Consider the following 23,146-nt stretch of genomic DNA (forward strand, 5'->3'; position numbering starts at 1 on the left):
CTCCCTCGTTAGCGCTAACTGATTACCGGTATCTATACTATAAAACATGACGTTACGTAAGGTGCAAGCCAAATATCTCTTGATTCAAAAATTCCCCTGTCTGGTTCAGGTTAGACACTCCACCCTGGCCTTCTCAACAGCTTCTTCACGGGTATTCACTTGTAGTTTCAGGTAAATAGAGGAGATATAATTTCGTATCGTTCCTTCCGACAGATGCAGCTTCTGTGCAATCTCCTTATTGCGAAGCCCTTCCGACAGACACCGTAGCACATCGCTTTCCCGCTCGGTCAGTTCATAGTGATTCGGTACCTTATCCTCTATCCGCTGTTGGAACAACTGATGCGCTACATCCTGGGAGATCATTGTTCCCCCGCTATAGATGAGCCGAATGGTTGCAGCCAATTCCTTAGGGTGTATCGACTTAAGCATATAGCCTTCTGCTCCGATACGAAGTGCCTCAGCCGCCAAAGAGACATCCTCAATAGTCGTGATCATAATGATCCGAATGTGCGGCCACTCCTCTTTAATGATCTTTGTAGCCGCGATACCATCCATCTCCGGCATGTTAATGTCCATCAATACAATGTCGGGACGCTCCTTCCTGCATGCTTCGACGGCTTGCTCACCATCTCTAACCACGCTTACTTCAAAATCCTGTTCTTCCCCTAACAGCAATCGCAGGCTCTCACGAACCAAAGGCTGATCATCTGCCAGCAAAATGTTGATTTTCTCTCCACCTTCATGGGAGGAATTCGGGATTGTGCAGGTTACCATCGTGCCGGCATCCATCTGTGAATGAATATAGAGCTTGCCTTGCAATTGGGCCAGACGCTCCTTCATACCTGTCAAACCGAAGCCATAATGCAGGTTATCCTTGCCCATGCCATTATCCTGTACCTGCAGCATCACCTGGGTATGATCATATTGCAAAAGAACTTGAATGCTGCTAGCCTGCCCATGACGGCTGGCGTTGGTTAACGTCTCTTGCAGACAACGATATAGGGTAAGCTTAGCCTGCTTCATGACAGGGTAAGGCTCACCCATCGTACGAAATACAATCCGAATCCCGGTATTCTCCTTGAATTCATCGCTAATCTGCAGCAGCGTCCGGTCAAGCGGCAAAGCCTCCTCAGCAGGGTCCATCTGATGCACCTGGCGGCGGATATCGTCCAGGCCCGTTCTTGCCAGCTTGAGCATTCCCTGCAGCTTAGCTTCCCCCTCATCCGTCTGAATATGAGATTTCAGTGTCTCCATCCCCAGAATCATGGAAGTAAAGGTATGGCCGATAGTATCATGCAGCTCACGCGCCATACGGTAACGTTCCTCTAGCAGCGTCATTCTTTCAATCTGCGAAGAATACTGCTCCAGAATTCTATACTGCTCCTTAATCATCGCGAGTTTCTGCTTGATGGAATCAATCGCCAAGGCACCTTTTTGCAGTGCGTAGCTTGCCGCGTACAAGATAAGTGCATCGCTTAAGCTTTGACTAACGGAATTCCCTGCACTCCACACGAACAACGCCACTGCGATAGGCAACGAACACCAATGAGCCCGGCCCCGGCTATAGAAGGCAATCGTAAAAAGAGCAGGCAGAAATAGTCTGACCAAGCCAAGATCAAAAGCAAGAAATAACGATACTCCCCCAGCAAATACGCACTCCGCGGACAAATACAGATAATAGCGGCTTTTCACAAATAAGAAGGGCACCAGATTACATAACAACAGAGGAACAAACACCGGCCAGAAAGGAAAAACCGGCTGATCCTGATACATCAGAACGATAACGGCAACGACCCATAGAATACGAATCCCAAGCAGGGTCCAGTCCTGCCATGACCACTGATTGCGGGTGACAACTCGCATAGTCTTACAACTCCATTCAACCTTATTGAAGTAAGCACAAACAACCTGAACAATTTCCTTGTCATATCAAGGTTATGACGGTTTGTCACTCGGCTTTATGACAACTGCTCTGATAGTGTGAGGAGGGCTGAGATGAATCCGCCGCAGTAAGGAGTACCCATCTCATTCCAACTACCGATAAAGGAGTGGTTGCATTGTCGCTGCTGCAAATACGTGACCTTACCAAAAAAATAGGAAACAAGGTCATTGTTGATCAGGTAACGCTGAATATGGAAAAAGGAGAAATACTGGGCCTCCTCGGTCCGAACGGAGCAGGAAAAACAACAACGATTCGGATGATCGTCGGCCTGATGTCCAAATCGGGGGGGCAAGTACTGATTAACGGTACAGATACTCAGGTGAACTTTGAACAAGCCATGAAGCAGGTCGGCGTAATCGTGGAGAATCCTGACCTCTACAAATATTTATCCGGCTATGACAATCTGATTCACTTCTCCCGAATGACACCGGGCGTGACAGAAGCAAGAATCCGGGAAGTCGTTGCTCTTGTTGGCTTGGAGCATAACATCAATGATAAAGTAGCCACTTACTCCCTGGGTATGCGGCAGCGCTTAGGACTTGCAGTCGTTCTCGTCCATAAGCCTCCCCTGCTGGTACTCGATGAACCAACCAACGGGCTTGATCCGGCCGGTATTCGCGAGCTGAGAGGCCATTTGAAGCGTCTGGCTGAGCAAGAGGGCGTAGGCATTTTGATTTCCAGCCACCTCATGTCCGAGATGGAAATGATGTGCGACCGCGTCGCAATTCTGCAAAAAGGAAAGCTGGTTGGCGTCCACAAGATTTCGGATATGGCGGATGACGAACGATGCAAGGTCTCCTTCGAAGTTGACCGGCTGGATCTGGCTATACAAATTCTGCAAACGATCATGTCAGGCGATGAAATCACGACCGATCACCGCCATATACAAATTCACGTCACCAAGGATCAAATTCCGGAAATTACCCGAATGCTAATGGCTGCCGGAATTAACATCTTTGGAGTCCATACGTTCAAGAAGACCCTGGAAGATAAGTTCATAGAGATAACAGGAGGAGAATACCATTGATTCCATTCATTCGCAATGAAAACATGAAAATCTATAAACGGACACGCACCTGGGTGATGGCCGCTGTTGTACTGCTGTATGTGCTGCTCCAGATTATAAATATTAGAACGGCCGGAGGTGACACCGCAAACGACAATTGGAGAGCGCAGCTAGAACAGGAAAATGCACAATTTCAAATGGAGGCCGCGAAGCCCGATGCGCTGAACATTGAAATCAGACAGGCAGAGAAGCACATGATACTGAACCAATACTATTTAGACAACAACACCCCGCCGCCCGGCACGAATACATGGAATTTTGCTGTGGGCCAAGTGCGGAATATTATTTTTGCAGCATCGCTGATTTCCATCATCATCGCTGGTGAGATCGTTGCTGCCGAGTTTGCAACCGGTACGATAAAACTGCTGTTGACCCGTTCGGCCAGCCGTACCAAAATTTATTTTTCCAAGTACATCGCTGCTATTCTTTTCGGTCTTCTGCTGTCCGCAGCAGCTATACTAACAGCTCTCTTGCTGGGGGGCCTTATTTTTGGGTTCGGCGGATTAGGGGACAGCTACTTATTTGTAAAAGATCACGCCATAGGAGAAGCCTCGATAGCGCAGGCTCTAGTGGCCGAATATGCGCTCAATATTCCGTTTCTGCTCATCTCGATTACGCTGGCCTTTATGATTTCAGCCGCCTTTCGGAGTACAACCTTCTCCATCGTGATTTCCCTGCTCGTAACGTTGGCCGGGTTCGTTATTGCAATCGCCATGGATGGCTGGGCCTGGACCAAATACTTCGTCTTCTCACATACGGACCTTACGCAGTACCTATACGGAAATCCTTCTGTTGAAGGAGTGACGATAGGCTTTTCCCTCGTATTCATTGGTCTCCATCTCATGATCATGCATCTGATATCGTATCCCATGTTTGTCAAACGTGATGTGGTCTGAGCCGTAAAAATCCGGAGTTAGCGAGGAGTACAACATGAAACTAATGAAGATCATGCAGTCGGCTATGCTGATAGTATTATTGTTCTTGATTACAGCCTGCGGGGGGAAGGAAGAATCAGCGGCCAAAGAACTTGAATTGCCCGCGGCCGACCTGACGAAACTTGTGATTGAACATCGGAATGGAGAAATAAAGGTCACAGGCAGCCCTGATTCGGATAAGATTGAAGTTATTGCTTCGGCCAAGGCCCGCGGGATAAGTATGGATAAATTGGAGCTAAAGCTGGAAGCACAGAAGGATACTGCTTATTTAGAGGCACAGTTCCAGGCGCAATTCCTTGCCCTGGGCGCAGGGACCGTCGATCTGGAAGTTAAAGTTCCCAAGCAGGTCAGTCTGCATATTTCTTCACACCGGGACGGTAATATCGACGTTCGCAACATCGGTTCCGATGTCGTTATTAACAATATCAATGGACATATCACCGTCGATCAGGTAGGTGGATCAGCCGAGATCCATGTAGGGGATGGCAGTCTGGATATCAACCACGTGGCAAAAGATGCAACGATCAGCCAGACAGGTCATGGAGACATCAAAATCGGTGAGGTCAAAGGAAATATCCTGCAGAATAAGAACTAGACCTATCTTAACTTAAATCAATGCCCCGTCGTCAGCCTCCTTATATAATGAGCATCAACAACGTTATATAGGGGGTTACATCTTATGGCTACAGCAGCACAAGAACTATCATATCAGCGAAAATCAGCTTTAAGCGCAGGCATTTCACTTCTCATCATGACGCTTGCCTCATTTTTTTCTTATGGCTTTGTTCATGGAAGCCTTGTTGTGCAGGGGGATGCCGGCGCCACATATAACAACATCATGTCGTCCACTAACCTTTTCAAAGGTGAAATTCTGGGCTGGGTTATCATCATGATTACCGATGTTCTCGTTGCCTGGGCGTTCTATGTGTTCCTTCAGCCGCTAAATAAAGGCCTGTCACTACTTGGCGCCTGGCTTCGTCTTACTTACACTGCAATATTAGGGATTGCCATACTGGACCTGATCCTTGTGCTGCTGCTCTCAACACATTCAGAGTACTTATCCTCATTTACAGTTGAACAAATCCAGGCGCTTATGATGTTATTCCTGAACGCATTCGAATCCATCTGGTCTGTTGGTTTGATTGTTTTTGGGGGGCATCTGTTAATTGTGGGTTATGTGGCGATTAAGTCGGACAGCATTCCTAAGATCATCGGTATTTTACTGCTGCTTGCTTCTATAGGCTATATGATCATTCACTTATGCAAAATATTTCTTCCGCAATATGACGGGCTCATTTCGATAATTAATGTTGTGTTCATTGTCCCAATGATTGCAGGGGAGCTGGGCTTTGGAATCTGGCTGCTGTTCAGAGGCGGGACTAAACATCATTTGAACTGATCCGCTTCTTAATTCTGCTTAACGACTCCGGGGTCATACCAAGATAACTCGCCAACTGATGCTGAGGCACGCGATTAACCAGATCAGGTCTCTTGCGCAGCAATATTTTGTAGCGTTCTTCAGGGGAAGAAGCAATAAATGAAGACCACTCCTCCTGCACCTCACCCAGGTTGGCTTCCACCATCCTGCGTGTCATGGTTTCCAGTTGTGAGTATTTGTGGAACATATCCTTTTCGGCATCAAGATCACCAACAACCAGCACACAGTCTTCCAGACAAGTTAAGGTGTACGCAGACGACCTGTTTTGTTTATGATAATTGAAGATCGAAACGGCTTGCTCTTCTGTGTAAAAGTTGGATGTGACTTCTTTTCCCGTTTCATCTATGGAATACTGCCTGACGCATCCCTTCAATACAAAATAACATTTAGCGGGAACATCTCCTTGCCTAAGGAGCACTGTTCCTTTTTGATATTCCTCCACCAGTATATCTTCAACAACCGCCTGCTGCTCCGTTTCGCTAAGTGTTGTGTACCTGGCTAAATACTTTAATAGTATGCTTTTCATTTTGTGTTCCTTTCGAGAATATTTGGACTTCTTAATTGTAACCATCATAATGATGAAAAGTGATTTTCGCGTTCACTTCTCTTCCTTTTTTGTGGTCTATATAAGTTGAACTTTAGATTTTCATATTAGGGTACTGGTCGTAACTGCGGGGAATGTTTGGACTTCCGGCCGCTGTTGTCTGCAGATTTCTTGATTTATACCGCTCTTCGCGGTTGAAATCCGCAGACAAAGGCGGACGCTTTCGCTCCTCCAGTTCCAAACTTCCCCTCCGCACTCCTACCTTTTTTATGATTTTTTTAAGTTCAACTTATATAGTTCGTCTTTCCGTGTTTCGGAGAATCTTGCTTCGAGTATTTCGCCGTAGACGTATTCAAGGTTAGAAAACGTTGTTTTACTTATGCCTAGAAACTTTTGCACTAGCTAACCTCGCTTTATAAGACCACCAAACCGAAGCGTCTGTATCTTCCTCCGTCAATTCCATGATAGTCTTATCGCCAAAAACTTCTTCGAATGGTCTGCCGTATTTTTCTTCAAGTTCTTTTATAGAATGCTCCAGATAAGTTATTTCATCTACTTCTGGCTCTTGGTTTTCAGCTTCCCAGTTAGCTTTTAAAGTGGCAATTGAAACTTGCTTACCACCCGCAAAAACAACCACAGCATCCTCCGGAATTTTTGACCACTTTTTCCCTTCTTTTTCAACGCCAATAATTTTGCCTTCCCGTAACCAAGTATTAATGGTCTGAGGCGATACACCAATGTATTTAGCCACTTCGGTAGTAGAGAATGTTGGGGTGTTATCCCGTGCCGCCTCCTCAGAAATGTGCTGTAACAGCTTGAAGGCATACTCAACGAGCATTTCTTTATTGAAGAAGTCCTCTTCCTTCCATATTCTACTATACTGTTCAGCGCCCTTAACTGTAGACAACAAGTTCTTAACAAGTGCAGCAGTAACGAGCTGATCCATCTCGACTATCTTCTTCAAATATTCGTGAGCAGCAGGTCCGGTTAAAATATTTCTTTCAATCGCTGTTGGACGCATAATCATCCCACCTCTCACCTCCATTATATGGACCCCATTTCAATTCTTCAATAAATAGAAAGAAAACTGAAAGTAAATTTAAATATTATTATTGGTTCTGTTATATAAAATATACATCTTCCCAAAAAAAGAACCTTCCTCAATAGGAAAGTTCTCACCTGTTCTATGCCTTGCTCCTGATTATATTTATGAATTAATTGCAGCCGTCTGCTGCCCATGCTTATGGTCCCCTACTCCATTAGTCAGACCGAGCGACTTCGCTGCTGAAGTGTGGATTTCGTTCAAAAGCTCTGTGTTTGCCGATAGGGACAAGCCGTAGGAAGGAATCATTTCTTTGATTTTCGGCTCCCAGGCTTTGAGATGCTGCGGGAAGCATTTGCTGATAACCTCCAGCATGACGGAAACGGCGGTAGAAGCCCCCGGAGAAGCGCCAAGCAATGCGGCTATCGAGCCATCAGCGCTGCTGATCACCTCCGTGCCAAATTGCAGTGTACCTTTGCCCGCAGCCGTATCTTTTATAATCTGCACACGCTGGCCCGCCACCACCAGCTCCCAGTCCTCGCTTTTGGCGTTCGGGACAAACTCCCGCAGTGCTTCCATGCGCTGTTCCTTCGACAGCATGACTTGCCCGATCAAATATTTGGTCAGTTGAAAGTTTTTTGCGCCTGCCGCGAGCATCGTGACGAGATTATCCGGTTTGACGGAGGTTATCAAATCGAACATGGAGCCGAATTTCAGAAACTTTGGCGAGAAGCCGGCAAACGGTCCAAAGAACAGCGATTCTTTCTTGTCGATAACTCTTGTGTCCAGATGCGGAACAGACATTGGAGGCGCACCAACCGCAGCCTTGCCGTATACTTTGGCATGATGCTGCGCCACGATATCCGGCTTCTGACACACCATAAATAGTCCGCTTACCGGAAACCCGCCAATTCCTCTGCCCTCCGGAATACCGGATTTCTGCAGCAAATGCAGGCTTCCTCCCCCGCCCCCGATGAAGACGAATTTGGCCGTATGACGCTCAGCAGCGCCGCTATCGACATTTCGCACCTGCAGCTCCCACGAGCCGTCCTTAGTACGTCTAAGATCCTCAACCTGATGCTTGAACCTAATATCGACGTTGTTGCTCTTTAAGTGGTTGAACAGTATGCGTGTTAAAGCGCCAAAATTAACATCCGTTCCCGATTCGATTTTTGTTGCCGCTATCGGCTGGGTCAATGTCCGGTTCTTCATCATCAGCGGAATCCATTCTTTCAGTTGCCCGGGATCATCGGAAAATTCCATGCCTTGAAACAGCGGATTTTTTGAAAGCGCTTCAAATCTTTTTTGTAAAAACATAACGTCTTTTTGCCCCTGCACAAAGCTCATATGCGGTACGGGTACAATAAATTCCTGCGGATCTTGTATTCGTTTGCTGTTTACCAGATAAGACCAGAATTGCTTGGAGAACTGATACTCCTCATTCACTTTTATAGCCTTGCTAATGTCGATAGATCCATCCGGCCCCTCAGTGGTATAGTTAAGCTCGCATAATGAAGAATGCCCCGTTCCCGCATTGTTCCATTCGTTAGAGCTTTCCTCCCCTGCGCCCGCGCGCCGTTCAAACACGGTTATTTCCCAGTCAGGCACTAATTCCTTCAGCAGAGAACCGAGCGTTGCACTCATGATTCCAGCACCAATTAAAATAACGTCTGATTTTGTTTGTTGGTTGCTCATTTTTTACCGTCCTTCTACCCTACGATTTGCAGGAAGGATGCAGGCGCTCCTGCTTAGGCGCCACAGCAAGCCAGCGCGCGACCTAGTCACACACCTATTTTGGATCAATCCTGATCCTAGTGTATCACTATTGGATATAAATTTTAAGATTTATCTAATTTTTTTATAAAAACAAAAGAGCAGCTTCACAAGCTGCCCTTAAGTAAGCTATCCAGCATCAACGCAGAACTTTTCTAATCCACTTTACCTTGTCACCGTAAGGCGGAAACAGGAGCTTCACGTCCAGCCTTGTGCCTTTTGTCATTACGCTTTTGGCATGGGAGAATAGATCAAAGCTGTATTTCCCGTGATATGCCCCGATCCCGGCGTTCCCCACTCCTCCGAATGGCAGATGGTGATTAGCCACATGGGTAATGGTATCATTAATGCAGCCGCCGCCGAAGGATACACGGGTAAGCACTTCATTTTCAACCTGATGCTGTTCGGTAAATAAATATAGGGCGAGCGGCTTGGGACGGCTGTTAATCATCTGTATCGCGTCCTCCAATTGCTGAAAGCCCATAATCGGTAAAATCGGGCCGAAGATTTCATCCAGCATAGCAGCATCCGACCAGGAAGCCGAAGCAAGAAGGGTTGGCTCGATATACAGCTCCTCCCTGGAGGTCTTCCCGCCAAACAGCACATTCGCCTGATCCTCTTCCAGAATGGCGGCTAGCCGGTCGAACTGGCGTTCATTGACAATTCGGCCATAATCGCTGCTGTGTCTGGCATCCGGTCCGTAAAAGCTTGCAAGGACTTCCTTCATCTTAGCAATCAGTTCCTCTTTAATATCCTCATGGGCAAGCACATAATCCGGGGCAATACACGTCTGGCCTGTGTTCATCATCTTTCCCCAAATAATCCGCTTGGCCGCAATATCAATATTCGCTGTCCGGTCTACAATGACAGGGCTTTTGCCTCCAAGCTCAAGCGTGACGGGAACGAGATTTTTAGCCGCAGCCTCCATAACAATTCTGCCGACAGGTACGCTGCCTGTAAAAAAAATATAGTCAAAAGGAGCGTGAATCAGCGCCGAGGTTGTCTCCTTCTCGCCTTCAATCACACGGATGTAGTTCTCGTCGAAGGTTTCCTGAATCAGCTTCTTGACGGCAGCAGCAACGGTAGGTGTATTCTCTGAAGGCTTCAAAACAACGCTATTCCCCGCTGCAATCGCGCCGATTAGCGGTTCAATCAACAATTGAAACGGATAATTAAACGGTCCAACGATCAGAACGGTGCCATAGGGCTCCTTATAAATGTAGCTTTTTGATGAAACATGATAGAACGGTGTTTTTACCTTTTTCGGTTCCGCCCATCGCTTCAAGTGTTTTCTCATGTATCGGATACTGTCCAGCGTATAGCCAATCTCGGTCGCGTAGGCTTCAAATTCGTTCTTACGCAGATCCTGATATAGTGCTGACAAAAGACTTTGCTCATTTCGTTTGATCGCATCCGCCAGCTTCTTAAGCTGCTCCAGACGGAAATCCACACTTCGCGTATAACCACTGTGGAATTTCTTGCGGTGCTCCTGCAGGATCTGATCGACCTGCTCCGATGTCAAATGATTCATATATGTCCCCCCCTAAAATGAGATCGGCTTAGAGACAATCCCGCTCCAGCGCGACCAACAGTTTTTTTAACAATTGTATGGATTCCTGCATGGATAAGTAATAATACCGCTGAGTGCCGGATTGTTCGACTTTGACGACGCCCGCATTTTTCAGCAGCTTCAGATGATGGGAGACGGCTGGACGTGACAATGACAACCCATCCGTGATTTCATTTACCGTCATCTTGCCGTTCTCCGATAGCAACAGCAGAATATCCTGACGGTGCACTTCGCTTAAGGTTTGAAGAATCGGGAGGCTTTCCCGAAAAATCTCCAGCGCCTGCTTGCCCATTCTGGTAACCACCTTCTCCGTGGGATTAAATGTTTAAACATTTAAACCAATACTCTTACATGTATCCTACACGACTTCTAACGGACAATCAAGTACGCCACCTCCTAATCTTAAACTATAACCTTAAAGTGCTTCGTTAACATAAAAAACTCTAATCTATAGTACTTACGATGGTTCGTAGTGAAAAACCGAAATATTGCATGAATGTTGTATGTTATTAGTATATCAAGGTTGGGAGTGATCACATTGAAGCGAATCGTAACACTGCATGATGGTTCAAAATTGGAGGCAGGATTAACTGGAGATCCCGCTGCCAAGGTAGTTATGTTGCCAATTGCTAAAAAGTCTGTTTTTGGTCAAGAAGCTGAAAATTTAAAATTGTGGGGAGTAGATCCTGAGCTGGGAAGAAAATTTGTGGAAGGACTTTCCGATACATTTCAGGTTTTGTATTTTGATTATGAGGGCCATCTTTTTGCCAATCCTCAGCCGGATCTTCTTACACCAGACAACATTTCGAACGATTTATTGCGGATAGCTGATGAAATGGGGGTTAAGACTTTTAGTTATTATGGCTACTCCTGGCTGGCTCTAGTTGGCTTGCAATTGGCGATCAGAACCGACCGCTTGGAAAGCTTGATTATGGGAGGATTCCCGCCATACGAGGGACCCTATAAAGAAATGATGGCAGTAACCGCAAAGACCTACGAGCAAGCATTGCATCAGCAAAATAGTGCTAATAATCAATTCCAAAACAATATCAGCCCTGAAGAATGGGATTGGGATAACCTGCAGGTAACCATAGATCCGGATCAAACCAAGCAATTTTTCACCATGTATCAGAACTTAATGGATTTTGATGATACTAACATTCAAGATAGACTAGACTTTCCTAAGCTTACGTTCGCAGGAGAAAAAGATACCATTGTCTATGGCGAGAGCTTTGGGAATGTAACTGTCGATATCATCGGTTTATTGCAAAAGAATGAAGAGGTTTTAAAACACTTTGGCTGGGATGTTACTATTGTGGGCGGCGAAAACATGGATCATACAAAAGCAATGCAGCCTCAAATTGTCTTGCCTTTGATTAAGATTTGGTTCATTGACAATCTGTTGACCCGCGTTGAGTGAGTTCAGTCTACGCTTGACACCTTGAGAAAGGAATAAGCCCCTCCTCAAGATTTCTTCGAGAAGGGGCTGGAAATCATTCCGGTTGCAGCATCCCGCTCCCGCCTAGCCCATAGAAAAACAACTTCAGCCATTGATCCATATTTATTGTTGTTCCTTCTTCGCTCGCTGCCGCCCAATGCCGGCCCAGCTCATTCTTGTACATCGTGAAGTACATGATCATCATCTCATCTGTTTGCTCCGGCTGAATATACCCCTCTTGCTTTCCAAGCGCGACAAATTTCATGAAAAAATGCATGACCTTTCCCTCGGTGTACTGCTCCATCCTTCTCGCCAATCCAACCTGCTCTGAGGACGGAGCCTTCAGAAACTCATCCGATATCATTTTTAAGTTTTTGACCTCCAGCAGCATAATTTCCTTGGTTTTCTCAGGAAAAGAGAGGCTGGAATCCAAAATATGCTCATACTGCTCGAGCTGCTTGTCCATCCAATTCATGAGCATATCAGCATAGAGCTGCTCTTTGGTTCCAAAATAATTATAAATGGTAGCCGGAGAAACCCTCGCCTCTTGCGCGATCTCGTTGACGCTGACCTTCTGAAAGCCGTATTTGGAAAATAATTTAAATGCGACGCTGTATATTTGCTCCATCTTCTTCTGCTTCCGTCGTTCGTAACCATTCATCTTCTCCACCTCATAGGTAGTGTAACTGAAGTTTTAGAGTGATTCAACAAACTCAGTATAAATCTTTATTGAAATCTGGATTTCGCGCATTTATAATAGTTTTATATTAAATAACTACATTGAGTACAAAACTATTAATCAATGATGGGAGCGTAATGAAATGAAATCAATTCGGATACCTTCGTTTTTGCATGATGTTTTTGGTGAAAAGCAGTCCACTATATCTATTGCAGCTATACTGCTATTCGGCGCATCGCTGACTGCCGCATTATATTTGGTATTCCCTGAGATGACTGCCAATTTGCCAGTGTGGCGCAGCATTTTGGCATTGGTGCTGCTGTTCGATATATTTTCCGGCTGCATTGCCAACTTTACGGCTTCAACCAGCAATTTCTATGCGTTGCGGAGAACAAATCGTATCGTATTCATCGCAATTCATTTTCATATCGTGCTTGTAGCCATTTTGTTGAATACGAATATTTGGCATTCAATAGCGGTGTGGGCATATACCATCGTGGGAGCATTTATCGTGAATGCTGTTATCGGGAGACCTTCGCAAGTATTTATTGCAGGCCTGCTCTTGTCCTTAGGTATGGGCTGCTTGCCTATGCTGCCAGATATCCAGCCCTATATGCTGACCGCCTGCTTATTATTTATGCTGAAAGTATTATTTAGCTTCTCAGTTGATCATTATCGCACAGCAATCAGCAACGCCGGTGAACAATCATGAGCTCCTCGTATCGGATATCCAAACTGACAAAGTCAGACAGACCTTTATTCGCAGCTCTCATGAGCAGCGCATTTGCCCGGGATCCCTTATTCCTGCATTTATTTGGCGATTCAGAGCTCGACAGCAAAGCAAGAAGCCGCATGACCGCATTTGCTAACTTTATGTTTGACAAAAGCTTCATACTCCATGAAGAGGTGTGGGGCTATTTTGAAGATGAACGGTTGCTTGGCGCTTATGTTGTTGAGAAGCCGCACGCAGGTTTACTTCAGAGGATGAAAGGAGTGGTGCTGCTGGGGAGGCTGATTCCTTTGTTATTTCAGGTTTCCGGAAAAACCTTACATCTTCTAAATTCCTATATGAGAGTCACAAGAGCCGCCGCTCCTCCATTTCCGCATCATTATCTCATCATGATTGGAGTACAGCCGGAAGAGCAGGGCAAGGGAATCGGAACAGCGCTGCTGGATCACCTTTTGGAGACAGTAAATACGGACACACAATCACAGGGACTCGCCCTGGATACGGAAAATAAAAGAAATATAGAACTGTATCAAAATTTCGGATTTACTTTAAGCAAAGACACCCAAGTCGGCCAGCTTCCTGTGTATTGTATGTTGTATCGAAAATAGTACGGTTTCCGCGCGCTGACTGAACAGCAATATTTAAGGCCATCCCCTGCGGGATGGCCATCTCTGCGCATCAATTGTTCTCATCAGCACTACTTTCCAAATTCACAGTGATGCCGTTATTCTCTAGTTCCTCGACAACCTGCTTCGCCTGCTCATTCAGCGGGTTGTTTGCCAAGGATACCTCTTTTAGATTCGGTATCGTCGTGAGCACTTCAATATCCCGGATGAGATTATCGTCCAAATAAAGATTTTCTAAAGTTGGATGATTTTTTAACGGCGTCAAATCTTGAATTTTATTTCCGCTCAGCAGGAGCCATTTTAACTTTAGTTTCTGAATGGGACGCAGATCTGCCACCTGATTGTTGCTGGCAAGAAGATCAGTCAGCTTATGTAAATTTTCCAGCGGAGATAGGCTTGTTATCTTGTTACTATCAATAACCAGATTCTGTAGATTACTTAACCCGGAAAGGGGTGTAAGGTCTGTAATCTGATTCCCGTCAACAGCTAAAAACGTCAGTTTTTTCAACTTGCTGAGCGGTGTAATATTCTTTATATTTTGACCGGGCAGAAATAAGCTCTGCATGTTAACGGCAAATTCAAGTCCTTGCAAGCTTCTAATCTTATTCTTTGATTCCATAGGATATAATGATTCCAGCTTCTTCAAATCACCCGTCTTAACCTCTTTATTGGCCGGTAGCTTTAATTCCTGTCGAATGGCTTTCGCCAGAACCGGATCTGTAATAACAGATGCAGCCCAAATAGATGTTGCCGGCAAGAGTAGGAAAACCAAACAAAACACGATGATATTTTTTACTAATTTAGCAGGCATATACACTCTCCTTTTAAGGAACTCGAATTGGTGTCATTCTTACTTCTATCGGATTTATTTCCAAAACTGTTCACTTTGTTGACATTTTGTGGAGGATGCTGTATAACTTCAAAGCTAATACGAAAGACAGCAAAGGAGGGACAACATGCACAGAGTAATTAAAATCAGATTTACGCTCTTCAACGGTGAAGCGCCTGAAGCAAATTGTTACGGGTACATGGAGTTGAATGAGGATGGCAATATGATCGCGCTCTACAATAGGTACGGTGAGGAAATAAACATGTATGGCGGACATGAATTTATCAAGGTACGGACGCTTGGCAAATTTGATAACGAAGACCGTGATAATTTCTACTCCTTGCTGGAAACTGATGGTGTAGGATAATCTGCACGACAGGCTGACAATTCCGGTGCCAAGGCACTGCGAAAAGTCGGCCTTTTCGGATGTATTTTCCTTGTAGAGTTGACCGGCACGTTATATTAATCCCCAAATCCCATCTTGTCAAGAGATAATGGGCGAATGAGCGACATAGTGGGGGAGCCCCCCTTAGACTTCCGAAATATGAATGAATTTCCGAATAAGAAGCGCGATTCCGCTTTTTCCAATTCAGCCGGGTTCACGTAAAATGTTCTTCAGGTTGATAATGAATGGAACGCAATGAATATTCGGGAGGTAGAAGATGAACACTCAGGTTCAAGCTGCAAGTGGAATAAAAAGAGGGGCGATGTTAACCGCGCTACTTGTCGGTGCATTTGTTGCGTTTCTTAACGAAAATCTGCTTACCAATGCGCTCCCCGGATTAATGAGGGAATTCAATGTTACTGCTACGACCATACAATGGCTTTCGACGGGTTACATGCTCGTGATCGGCGTACTGGTACCAGTAACCGCATTACTGCAGCAATGGTTCACGACCCGCCAAATGTTTATGTCTGCGATGGTGTTATTTTTGGCGGGTACCTGCTTGTGTGCAGTATCCCCGGGATTCGAAGTTTTGCTGATGGGCAGGGTTGTTCAGGCTTGCGGTACAGGATTATTGATCCCATTGATGATGAGCACGATTCTCGCCCTCTATCCTCCAGAACGCCGGGGTGCCGCCATGGGTCTCATGGGACTGGTCATCATGGTCGCCCCTGTTATCGGGCCAGCTCTGTCGGGTCTGATCATCGATACCTTTCACTGGCGGTGGCTGTTCTATATGGTGATTCCTGTCGCACTGTTTGCGATTGCTTATGCATTCATATACTTAAGGAATGTGACTGAACTGACCAAGCCAAGGGTCGATCTTGTATCTATTGTGATGTCAACCGCCGGTTTCGGCGGCCTCACTTACGGCTTCAGCCAAACCAATGTCTGGGCCCAGCCTGAGGGTTACGCGTCGGTTGCCATAGGTGTCCTCTTCTTGTTCTTGCTTGTATGGCGGCAGCTCACCATCAAAGAGCCCTTGATCGACCTGTCCGTATTCCGGCATCCCACTTTTTCTCTGGTTGCGGTATTGATTATAATCCTAATGATGGTTCTTTTCGCCACAACGACACTGCTGCCGATCTACATGCAGGATGTAATGCAATTGACGGCATTCGCGACAGGCTTGCTCTTGATGCCAGGCTGCATTCTGAATGGGATAATGATGCCGGTGTCAGGGAAATTATTCGATAAATTCGGGCCGAGATTCGTAATTGTGCCCGGGCTGTTATTGATTACCATAGCATTGTGGCTGTTTACCGGCATCGACAGTGATACTACGCGAGGTTCCGTTCTGTTCAACCATATCCTCTTATTCTTAGGCATGTCGTTCGTCGTCATGCCGGCTCAGACAGCAGGATTGAATCAACTTCCACGTCACCTGGTCCCTCATGGCACAGCCATATACAATACGCTCCAGCAGATCGCAGGGGGAATTGGCATCGCATTGTTCGTCGGCGTCATGTCCTCTCGCGCCAATCGTTATCTTCACCATTCGCCCGATCCCACTGGGATGCATGAGAAGACACAAAGCATGGTTGCCGGTCTGCAGACGGTTTTTTGGATTGAATGTATTCTTGCAATACTTTTATTGGTGCTGGGCTGGTTTATAAAAAAAAGGCCTGAACATAATTACCTAGCTTAATGGTTCGCCGTAAAATACATGAAAATGAAGATGTTTTGAGTCTTGGTGGACGGATTACTGCTGATAAGGTACTTATAAGCTTTTGTTCCAAAAAACTTGCCGTTGCAGACAGTGCGGAGGAGTTGTACCATAGGATGAAATCATACACAAGGAGATTAAAATGAATAAGAACCATTTTTCAAAGAAAATTGAACAATCAGATATTGCTGGCTATAAAGAGTATCTGCTTCAAGTTTCGAGACCGGCAATTGATATACTTAAAAATAGCGATGTTGAACCACGATTGGGCTGTAGTCGTTTTGGAGGAGCGCCTGATTTACCCGTTGGTAGCGAATGGCCTGCATATGAGATGAGGCCTTATCGCTTCCTTGCCCAAATTAATTTTGCAGAAATCCCATCAATTGAAGCAGATTTGCCATCGAAAGGACTTCTAAGTCTTTTTGTAGCAGATCATAATCCTGATGGCGACTATTATCTGGAGGCTTTTGAGGACGGTTTTATTCATGCAATATATATTCCTGAACCTACGAATCTGGAGACTATATCCCCTCCACAATCTGATACTGACACGACTACTGTGATTGAGTTTTTCCCAACGGTTGATGTCCCTTATGACGAATACCAGGTAAAGGATTGGCCTTTCGACGAAGAAGAGCACGACATATACACTGAAGTACGAGATTCTTTACATAAAAGCTCGGACTACCTTCTAGGCTACCCTTCTCATCGTTCACTAGCATATGATCCAACGCCTGAAGCAGGATGGATTTCTCTGTTAACCATCGATTCAGATGACGATCTTGAATGGTATTGGCATGACGGCGACAAGTTGATGATATTTATCGAAAGAGAACGCCTAAAGAAATTAGATTTTAGTATGCTAAAATCTGATGCAGGCTAAGGAGCAATAATTATACCGATATTCTGCCGCCGCTTTCTCCTCTATCTCATCTACACAAAAAGTAGGGCGTCTGCTGGTTATAAGCAGCCATCCTTTTGGTATAGGTCCCCACGTTGAGTAAAGCGGAAAGTTTCTGGGCCAACCCTTACTATCTACGGATGGATAACTTCAGTCTGTTCATCAAAATATCCACCTTCAGATAAGATGATCTCACTCAGATCATATTTCACAAATATCCGTAAACTCCTGGAAATATGATCACCATAATTCTGACCAAAGTAGACACTGTAATAATCCCTTTTATCTACCTCATTACTCGTACTGTCTGGTCTTTCTTCAACCAAAACAAAATTAACAGGATCTCTCAACTGATCTTGATCTTCATCAGTATCAGGCCAATCCGTTAGTTTTACTGTAGATTCGTTTAAATTGCTATATTTAAGAACAAAAGACAGTATTTCATCATCTGAATAATTTTTCACGTTGGTGGAACCGGAACCTTTGGGAAGCTCTGTGGGTAAAGTTGTTGGCGTAGATGTAGCTGCTATGCGACGGTTGTTGGTTGCTTGGATGAACTACTGTCATTGCAGCCAGCAATGAAAAGAAAAGTGATTATGAAAAAGAAACGGATATATTTCATTAATTTAGAGCCCCTCCCAATGAAAAAACAGCTTAGAAACAGTGTTCGTTTCACATACACTCATTTGCACTTGAAACTTGTTGCTTCGGCCTGAAATATTTGCCGCTATTTATACGGTTCTCCGCGCTGTCTGTATCGGCAAGTTTAAAGGCCATCCGTATGTGGGATGGCCCTTTCTTTGATATCGCTTTCAAACGTCGTAATCCGTTAATTCAGTGCAGGCTGCCATTTCCCCTTACGAGATTTTGCAAAACATCATTTGGTCAAATCCCGTTGCTCATATTCAAAGGGTTCTTCACACGAGTAGATATCATGGAAAAATCCCATATACGGGATATCGTCTTCTAGACATTTAATGCGATATGACAGCTCCTCATCAGACTCCAGCTCTTCGCCGCTATTCTGCATAACCTCGAATGCATCCACAATACCTTCCATGAGGTTCAGTTGAATAAATAGTGGTAATTTATCCAATATCGAATCCTCGATCCGGGTCTCGGATCTGTACCCCTCGAGGGCTTGTGCATAATAATCATCCATGAATTTCTTGCGTTTGCCCGCGTCTGGTTCAAATTGTATCCAGCCCATTCCGTTAGTCCAGAGACTCGCCAAGTCAAACATATACCAACAGAAACATGAATTATCGAAGTCGTATACAGTGATTTGCCCGTTTTTTAAATCTATCGAATAATTCCCATCGTTATAATCAAAATGGACCATACCGAAAGTCTCTTGGTTCATGTCCAGTTCTGTTAATGTACTAAGGAGCTCTACCATCTTCTCCTTAAGCAGAAAAAAGGAACCGGGGATCAGTGTATCAATATATTCGGCATTGTATTTGTCAAAAAAACTATACCGGGGATGGACAGGAGTGTACCCTTTCGATATCTGGTGCAGTTTCCCCAGGACTTTACCGCAATTATAATAATATTCGGTAATTGGAGCCCCTTCACGGTACTGATAATTATTTTCTGCAAGCATTTTTCCCTTGGCCTTTTTAAATAAGCAGATAAAAAAGGTGTGATTATTATGAGTGACCTCTTCCAGTAGATTGCCCTTCCTGGAGCTTACTACATCCGAGACACTTCCTCCATGCTCGAATAAATACCTGACATACTCAAGTTCCCCCAGGAAATCCTCCCGGCTCCTGTCATTTAAGAAGGCGATTCTTAGTATTGTTGCTTCGGCGCCCGCTTTCTCACAGGTATAAACCACATTACGCCCTCCGTCATGTGCCTTAACCGGTTTGATTTCATAGCCCTCTAATCCGTACAACGCTGATATTAATGGAAGTAAATGGGCGTCACCGATTTTAACAACCTCGTTATGATTTATAATATCTCCTCCAATAAACTAAAAAATGGATGCACTATATTATATCTAAAAATTCCTTTTAAACTCTAGGGAGACTTTCTGTATAATTAAACTCGCCTTTAAGTCTACCTTGGTCCAAAAGATTAGATAAAGCGTAGAACCCCCTAACCTAGTTAAGGGGTTCTTGTGTATGGGCGTGTTATCGTCTTGGTTGAAAATGGACGGCATGTTCCTTAAGAAAAGCTTCTAGCGTCCGCGGCGCTCGACCTAATATACGTTCAACAGTATCTGTCGGCTGCTCTCTGATCACGGTCGACATCGTTTGAATTTCCACGACATGGTCCGCAAGCCAAGATGGGATATGCCCGTGTTCGATTAAATCAAAGCGCAGTTGTTCAGGCGGTAAATGAATGAATCGAATCGGGCGCCCGAGCAGAGACGATATTTGTTCGGCAATCTCAGGATAGGTGAACGTCCGAGCGCCGGTCAATGTATAGATACGGCCGGCCATTTCGGGATTCGTCAGTGCGGCGGCCGCGACATCGGCGATATCGCGGCAGTCGACGAAGTTGCAGGGTGCGTCGCCTATGCAGCCGAAGAACAGATCTTGGGCAGAAATCGCCGGTGTTAGGCGCAGCAGATTCTGCATGAATGCATAAGGCCGCAGGACGGTATAGGTCATACCGGACTCCGCTAGCGCAAGCTCGATTTCGCCATGCCAACTGGCAACCGCGACAGGCGAGCGAGGGTCATAGACGGGACTTGAGATTTTGACGATATGCTCGATGCCTGCTTGTACGGCGGTTCGGATGATAGAAGTCTCGAGAGCAACTTGGTTCGGGCTATTGGACAACGCGAGGAATAGCTGCTTGGCACCCTGCAAGGCGCTAAGCATAGATGCCGAGTCGTTCGCATCTGCAGTGCGGATCTCGATGCTGGTCAAATCCAGGTCCGAGAGTCGTTCCCGAAGCTTGCCGGGCTCCCGGCTTAATGCCCGGACGGGCAGTCCAAGGGCTGAAAGCCGTCTTACAAGTGCGTTCCCAATCGTTCCTGTTGCTCCTAAAATTGCGATCATATGATATTCGCTCCTTTTCAATGTGTGAATGAATTATTTCATTTCGAGAGGGTACCTCGCCACCGCCACGACATCGTCGTACAAGCGATTGCGCTGGATATTGGGAAATCAAACCCGATGTGGCCGAGCCAGAGGTAGGGGCTGTTCGGTAGAAGGGAGGGCAGCAAGGTTGTAATTGCCCAAGCCGCCAGCAGTCCGAACAGAGCGCCGCCGAGAGCAAACGCCAAGGTAACGAGCAGGCGCGGTGCACGCACGAACCATTGATTACGGGGACGGCGGGTGCGAAGCCAGAGACCCATGCAGAATGCAATTAGCAACGATGATCCTCCAATTGTTGTGAGTGCCCGGATCTGCAGCACTTTATCAGCGGTGATGATCCCTCCAATTCCAGCCATGATGGCAGGGGCGAGATAAGCAGGAATCAATTCGCGCCATAGGACGAAGGATTGCTTCCTCGACCTACTGGACTGAGCACCATATATTTCCCCTGACGGGGTAGGGTTATTTCTGTTGTACATACGCAACACCTTTCTTTCTCAAGACGCATCGTAGAAATATATAATTAGCCACCTAACTATCAGGTAAAAAAACAACCCGACAGCAAATGGTTAGGTGCCTAATTATAAGATGGAATAAATGGGCTAGCCGCACTAGCCCGTTCTCCTTTTCTGCGATGCGCGTTTATGGTTTGGATTTTGTTGATGCCAAGGATTCGTCTGTTAGCGCCGAGATGCCTTGGGTTACACGTCCCAACAAATTGAGGAACAAGGTGCGCTCCTCAATGCTCAGCGAGCCGACCATCGCTTCGAGTCTGGCATAGTGCTCCGAAGCCATGTCGCGCAGCTTCTTCGCACCGAGCTCTGTTAAGAGGACCGACTTCTGACGGCCATCAAGGGAGCTGGGTCGTCGAGATACAAGCTTATCTCGCTCTAGTATGTCAATTAATCCTGTGACAGTGGCGCGTGTTACGCCGAGATTCTCCGCAAGCTGCGAGGGCAGCTCTTCACCTTCATTATCTTCGAGGTCTGCTAGCAGTCGATATCGTCCTGTCGATAATCCGAATCGGGCGAAGTGGATGTCCGCGGCATGTCCTAGCTTGGCGCCTGCGGTCATCAATCTTGCGGCAACGAGCACAGCTTGCGCGTCAACGTCGAGTCCGTAACGGTCAACCTGACGCTTCGTCTGTGCAAAAGTAGGGATAAGTTGCATGTCAGCTGATTCATGAAATGGATTGGCCATGAATATAGTATGGTGCCTAACTATATATTTGTCAACTCTATTTCTTTTACGAAAGTGCGGTGAATGAATTGTCTGAGAAGTATCCAGAACCGCGTCGGGCCAAAATTCGTGCATGGGTTAAAGAAGGACGGGCTACCGCAGGTCCTATTCGCCGTGATCGTGGCGTTTTGAACTCGCCGTTAGTTATGCTACGGTTCACAGCGATTGTGGAGCATCCTTATCTTTTTTGCAAAAAGATCCACCATTGTCGGTCAAAACCGGGAATAAAAATCTCTTCGCAACCTTGAATCCCGTTCAACCAGCGTCTGGTCAGGGGGATGATATTCTCAAACAAATCTGCCGGGTAACCCCAGTCAAGGTCCAATTGGAACATATAATGATTCATAGCGATAATGCCATCTGTCCGCAGGGATTTCAATAAAGTGTGTATCAAGGTGATAAAAGGCTGCATGGCATGAACTTCGAGTGTACCTGAGGCAACCTCCTGCTGAAGAAGTTTGATCATGGCCGGCAAAGTTTCCATCCAATCCGTATGAATGGTGTCGATTCCAGCCTGTCCGCACAAAATCGCCTGGATGATATCATTGACCGCATGCTGAAAAACGATAATATCCACTGACCCGGAAGGCAGATGTTTTTCGAGATAAGCCGCATCTTCCTCTATGATTTTCATATGCAGGGGAAGACCCAGCGTTTTCTGCTGCAAACTGGTGGTGAGGCTTTTATTCATATTGGCCGTTATGTATGTACTGTTCGGATGGGTTCGTGCCATGACCTGGGGAACCATATCTGCATCGCCTGAAGCCACCTCCAATAGTGTCAGGTCATCTCCTAACTGCAGCGCTTCAAAAACCTCTGCCCAACGCGCTCTGAAGTAGACTTCATTTACAACGGTAAAGTGGGCAATCGGACTTTCCAGCAACAGCTTAAGCTGGTGTTCAACCTCGTTTTGTGGGAGGGAGCGATATTGCTTCAGTTCTTGCTCGCTCAAAAAACGTTGTGCACGCTCATTTATTAATGGGTAGCATTTGTCTACGTCGTCTAATGGAATCATACTAAGCTTCCCCTCCTGGCTATAACTATATTTGTTACTATTATATTTATTAATAGATTTTCTAACAATCTGTATTAGTGAATACTCCCACCGCCTATAGAGGCGGGGGCTTCTTGTTTCGACGATCGCTGCCTTTTTGTAGAAAGGTCTTACATGATCTCCACAAGCGTTCGATGCAGTATGCATCCCGTTCGGGGCAAACCCTCCCTACGGCGATC

The 23,146-nt window shown here is 45.8% G+C and carries 23 protein-coding genes; 10 read left to right on the plus strand and 13 right to left on the minus strand.

What is annotated here, in order from left to right:
• Nucleotides 1-105: 105 nt before the first annotated feature.
• Nucleotides 106-1,863, minus strand: coding sequence for a response regulator (locus AC0LWN_RS13370; protein WP_474666019.1), 1,758 nt, complete (start codon nt 1,861-1,863; stop codon nt 106-108).
• A 194-nt stretch (nt 1,864-2,057) separates the two neighbouring features.
• Between AC0LWN_RS13370 and AC0LWN_RS13375 the strand changes: the two genes are divergently transcribed.
• The 4 genes from AC0LWN_RS13375 (at nt 2,058) to AC0LWN_RS13390 (ending at nt 5,342) form a co-directional block, all read left to right on the plus strand.
• The gene (locus AC0LWN_RS13375) at nt 2,058-2,969 is read left to right on the plus strand and encodes an ABC transporter ATP-binding protein (RefSeq protein ID WP_474666021.1); all 912 of its coding nucleotides are present in this window, start codon (nt 2,058-2,060) and stop codon (nt 2,967-2,969) included.
• Entirely contained in the window at nt 2,966-3,904 is a 939-nt protein-coding gene (locus AC0LWN_RS13380; RefSeq protein WP_474666023.1) for an ABC transporter permease, read from the plus strand. Before AC0LWN_RS13375 ends, AC0LWN_RS13380 begins: the two co-directional genes overlap by 4 nt.
• A gap of 34 nt (nt 3,905-3,938) precedes the next feature.
• Nucleotides 3,939-4,538: a DUF4097 family beta strand repeat-containing protein gene (locus tag AC0LWN_RS13385; RefSeq protein WP_474666025.1), complete on the plus strand. Its 600-nt coding sequence runs from the start codon at nt 3,939-3,941 to the stop codon at nt 4,536-4,538.
• An 84-nt stretch (nt 4,539-4,622) separates the two neighbouring features.
• Nucleotides 4,623-5,342: a DUF4386 domain-containing protein gene (locus AC0LWN_RS13390; RefSeq protein WP_474666027.1), complete on the plus strand. Its 720-nt coding sequence runs from the start codon at nt 4,623-4,625 to the stop codon at nt 5,340-5,342.
• Here AC0LWN_RS13390 and AC0LWN_RS13395 read toward each other — a convergent pair.
• The 5 genes from AC0LWN_RS13395 to AC0LWN_RS13415 form a co-directional block, all read right to left on the minus strand.
• Complete coding sequence (locus AC0LWN_RS13395; RefSeq protein ID WP_474666029.1) at nt 5,323-5,907, minus strand: Crp/Fnr family transcriptional regulator; 585 nt, start codon at nt 5,905-5,907, stop codon at nt 5,323-5,325. The two genes, AC0LWN_RS13390 and AC0LWN_RS13395, sit on opposite strands and share 20 nt — an antisense overlap.
• A 391-nt stretch (nt 5,908-6,298) precedes the next feature.
• Nucleotides 6,299-6,952 (minus strand): helix-turn-helix domain-containing protein, encoded by a 654-nt coding sequence (locus tag AC0LWN_RS13400; RefSeq protein ID WP_474666031.1) that lies wholly within the window; start codon nt 6,950-6,952, stop codon nt 6,299-6,301.
• A gap of 180 nt (nt 6,953-7,132) precedes the next feature.
• On the minus strand, nt 7,133-8,662 hold the full coding sequence (locus AC0LWN_RS13405; RefSeq protein WP_474666033.1) for a malate:quinone oxidoreductase: 1,530 nt from the start codon (nt 8,660-8,662) through the stop codon (nt 7,133-7,135).
• Nucleotides 8,663-8,879: 217 nt separating this feature from the next.
• Entirely contained in the window at nt 8,880-10,271 is a 1,392-nt protein-coding gene (locus tag AC0LWN_RS13410; protein ID WP_474666035.1) for an aldehyde dehydrogenase, read from the minus strand.
• A gap of 28 nt (nt 10,272-10,299) precedes the next feature.
• Complete coding sequence (locus tag AC0LWN_RS13415) at nt 10,300-10,602, minus strand: ArsR/SmtB family transcription factor (protein WP_458964990.1); 303 nt, start codon at nt 10,600-10,602, stop codon at nt 10,300-10,302.
• A 246-nt stretch (nt 10,603-10,848) separates the two neighbouring features.
• Between AC0LWN_RS13415 and AC0LWN_RS13420 the strand changes: the two genes are divergently transcribed.
• A complete protein-coding gene (locus AC0LWN_RS13420; RefSeq protein ID WP_474666038.1) occupies nt 10,849-11,730 on the plus strand; it encodes an alpha/beta fold hydrolase in 882 nt (293 codons plus the stop codon).
• A gap of 73 nt (nt 11,731-11,803) precedes the next feature.
• Here AC0LWN_RS13420 and AC0LWN_RS13425 read toward each other — a convergent pair whose 3' ends face one another.
• Nucleotides 11,804-12,409 (minus strand): TetR/AcrR family transcriptional regulator, encoded by a 606-nt coding sequence (locus AC0LWN_RS13425; RefSeq protein ID WP_474666040.1) that lies wholly within the window; start codon nt 12,407-12,409, stop codon nt 11,804-11,806.
• Nucleotides 12,410-12,569: 160 nt separating this feature from the next.
• On the opposite strand from AC0LWN_RS13425, the gene AC0LWN_RS13430 reads away from it, so the two are divergent.
• Entirely contained in the window at nt 12,570-13,139 is a 570-nt protein-coding gene (locus tag AC0LWN_RS13430; RefSeq protein ID WP_474666042.1) for a hypothetical protein, read from the plus strand.
• 59 nt (nt 13,140-13,198) lie between these two features.
• A complete protein-coding gene (locus AC0LWN_RS13435; RefSeq protein WP_474666044.1) occupies nt 13,199-13,765 on the plus strand; it encodes a GNAT family N-acetyltransferase in 567 nt (188 codons plus the stop codon).
• Between the two features lie 70 nt (nt 13,766-13,835).
• On the opposite strand, the gene AC0LWN_RS13440 is transcribed toward AC0LWN_RS13435, so the two are convergent.
• Nucleotides 13,836-14,594 (minus strand): leucine-rich repeat domain-containing protein, encoded by a 759-nt coding sequence (locus AC0LWN_RS13440; protein WP_474666046.1) that lies wholly within the window; start codon nt 14,592-14,594, stop codon nt 13,836-13,838.
• A gap of 145 nt (nt 14,595-14,739) precedes the next feature.
• Between AC0LWN_RS13440 and AC0LWN_RS13445 the strand changes: the two genes are divergently transcribed.
• The 3 genes from AC0LWN_RS13445 to AC0LWN_RS13455 all read left to right on the plus strand — a co-directional run bounded on the left by AC0LWN_RS13445 (nt 14,740) and on the right by AC0LWN_RS13455 (nt 17,606).
• A complete protein-coding gene (locus AC0LWN_RS13445; protein ID WP_474666048.1) occupies nt 14,740-14,979 on the plus strand; it encodes a hypothetical protein in 240 nt (79 codons plus the stop codon).
• 295 nt (nt 14,980-15,274) lie between these two features.
• The gene (locus AC0LWN_RS13450; RefSeq protein WP_474666050.1) at nt 15,275-16,705 is read left to right on the plus strand and encodes an MDR family MFS transporter; all 1,431 of its coding nucleotides are present in this window, start codon (nt 15,275-15,277) and stop codon (nt 16,703-16,705) included.
• 160 nt (nt 16,706-16,865) lie between these two features.
• Entirely contained in the window at nt 16,866-17,606 is a 741-nt protein-coding gene (locus AC0LWN_RS13455) for a YwqG family protein (RefSeq protein WP_474666052.1), read from the plus strand.
• A 152-nt stretch (nt 17,607-17,758) separates the two neighbouring features.
• Here AC0LWN_RS13455 and AC0LWN_RS13460 read toward each other — a convergent pair whose 3' ends face one another.
• From AC0LWN_RS13460 to AC0LWN_RS13480, 5 genes are all read right to left on the minus strand, one after another.
• Complete coding sequence (locus AC0LWN_RS13460; protein ID WP_474666054.1) at nt 17,759-18,088, minus strand: hypothetical protein; 330 nt, start codon at nt 18,086-18,088, stop codon at nt 17,759-17,761.
• A 413-nt stretch (nt 18,089-18,501) separates the two neighbouring features.
• Nucleotides 18,502-19,596: a phosphotransferase enzyme family protein gene (locus AC0LWN_RS13465; RefSeq protein ID WP_474666082.1), complete on the minus strand. Its 1,095-nt coding sequence runs from the start codon at nt 19,594-19,596 to the stop codon at nt 18,502-18,504.
• A 163-nt stretch (nt 19,597-19,759) separates the two neighbouring features.
• On the minus strand, nt 19,760-20,635 hold the full coding sequence (locus tag AC0LWN_RS13470) for an SDR family oxidoreductase (RefSeq protein WP_474666056.1): 876 nt from the start codon (nt 20,633-20,635) through the stop codon (nt 19,760-19,762).
• A gap of 681 nt (nt 20,636-21,316) precedes the next feature.
• A complete protein-coding gene (locus tag AC0LWN_RS13475; RefSeq protein ID WP_474666058.1) occupies nt 21,317-21,874 on the minus strand; it encodes a MarR family winged helix-turn-helix transcriptional regulator in 558 nt (185 codons plus the stop codon).
• Nucleotides 21,875-22,091: 217 nt separating this feature from the next.
• Entirely contained in the window at nt 22,092-22,928 is an 837-nt protein-coding gene (locus AC0LWN_RS13480; protein ID WP_474666060.1) for a hypothetical protein, read from the minus strand.
• Nucleotides 22,929-23,146 lie beyond the last annotated feature (218 nt).

This window comes from Paenibacillus sp. sgz302115 (assembly GCF_056120445.1).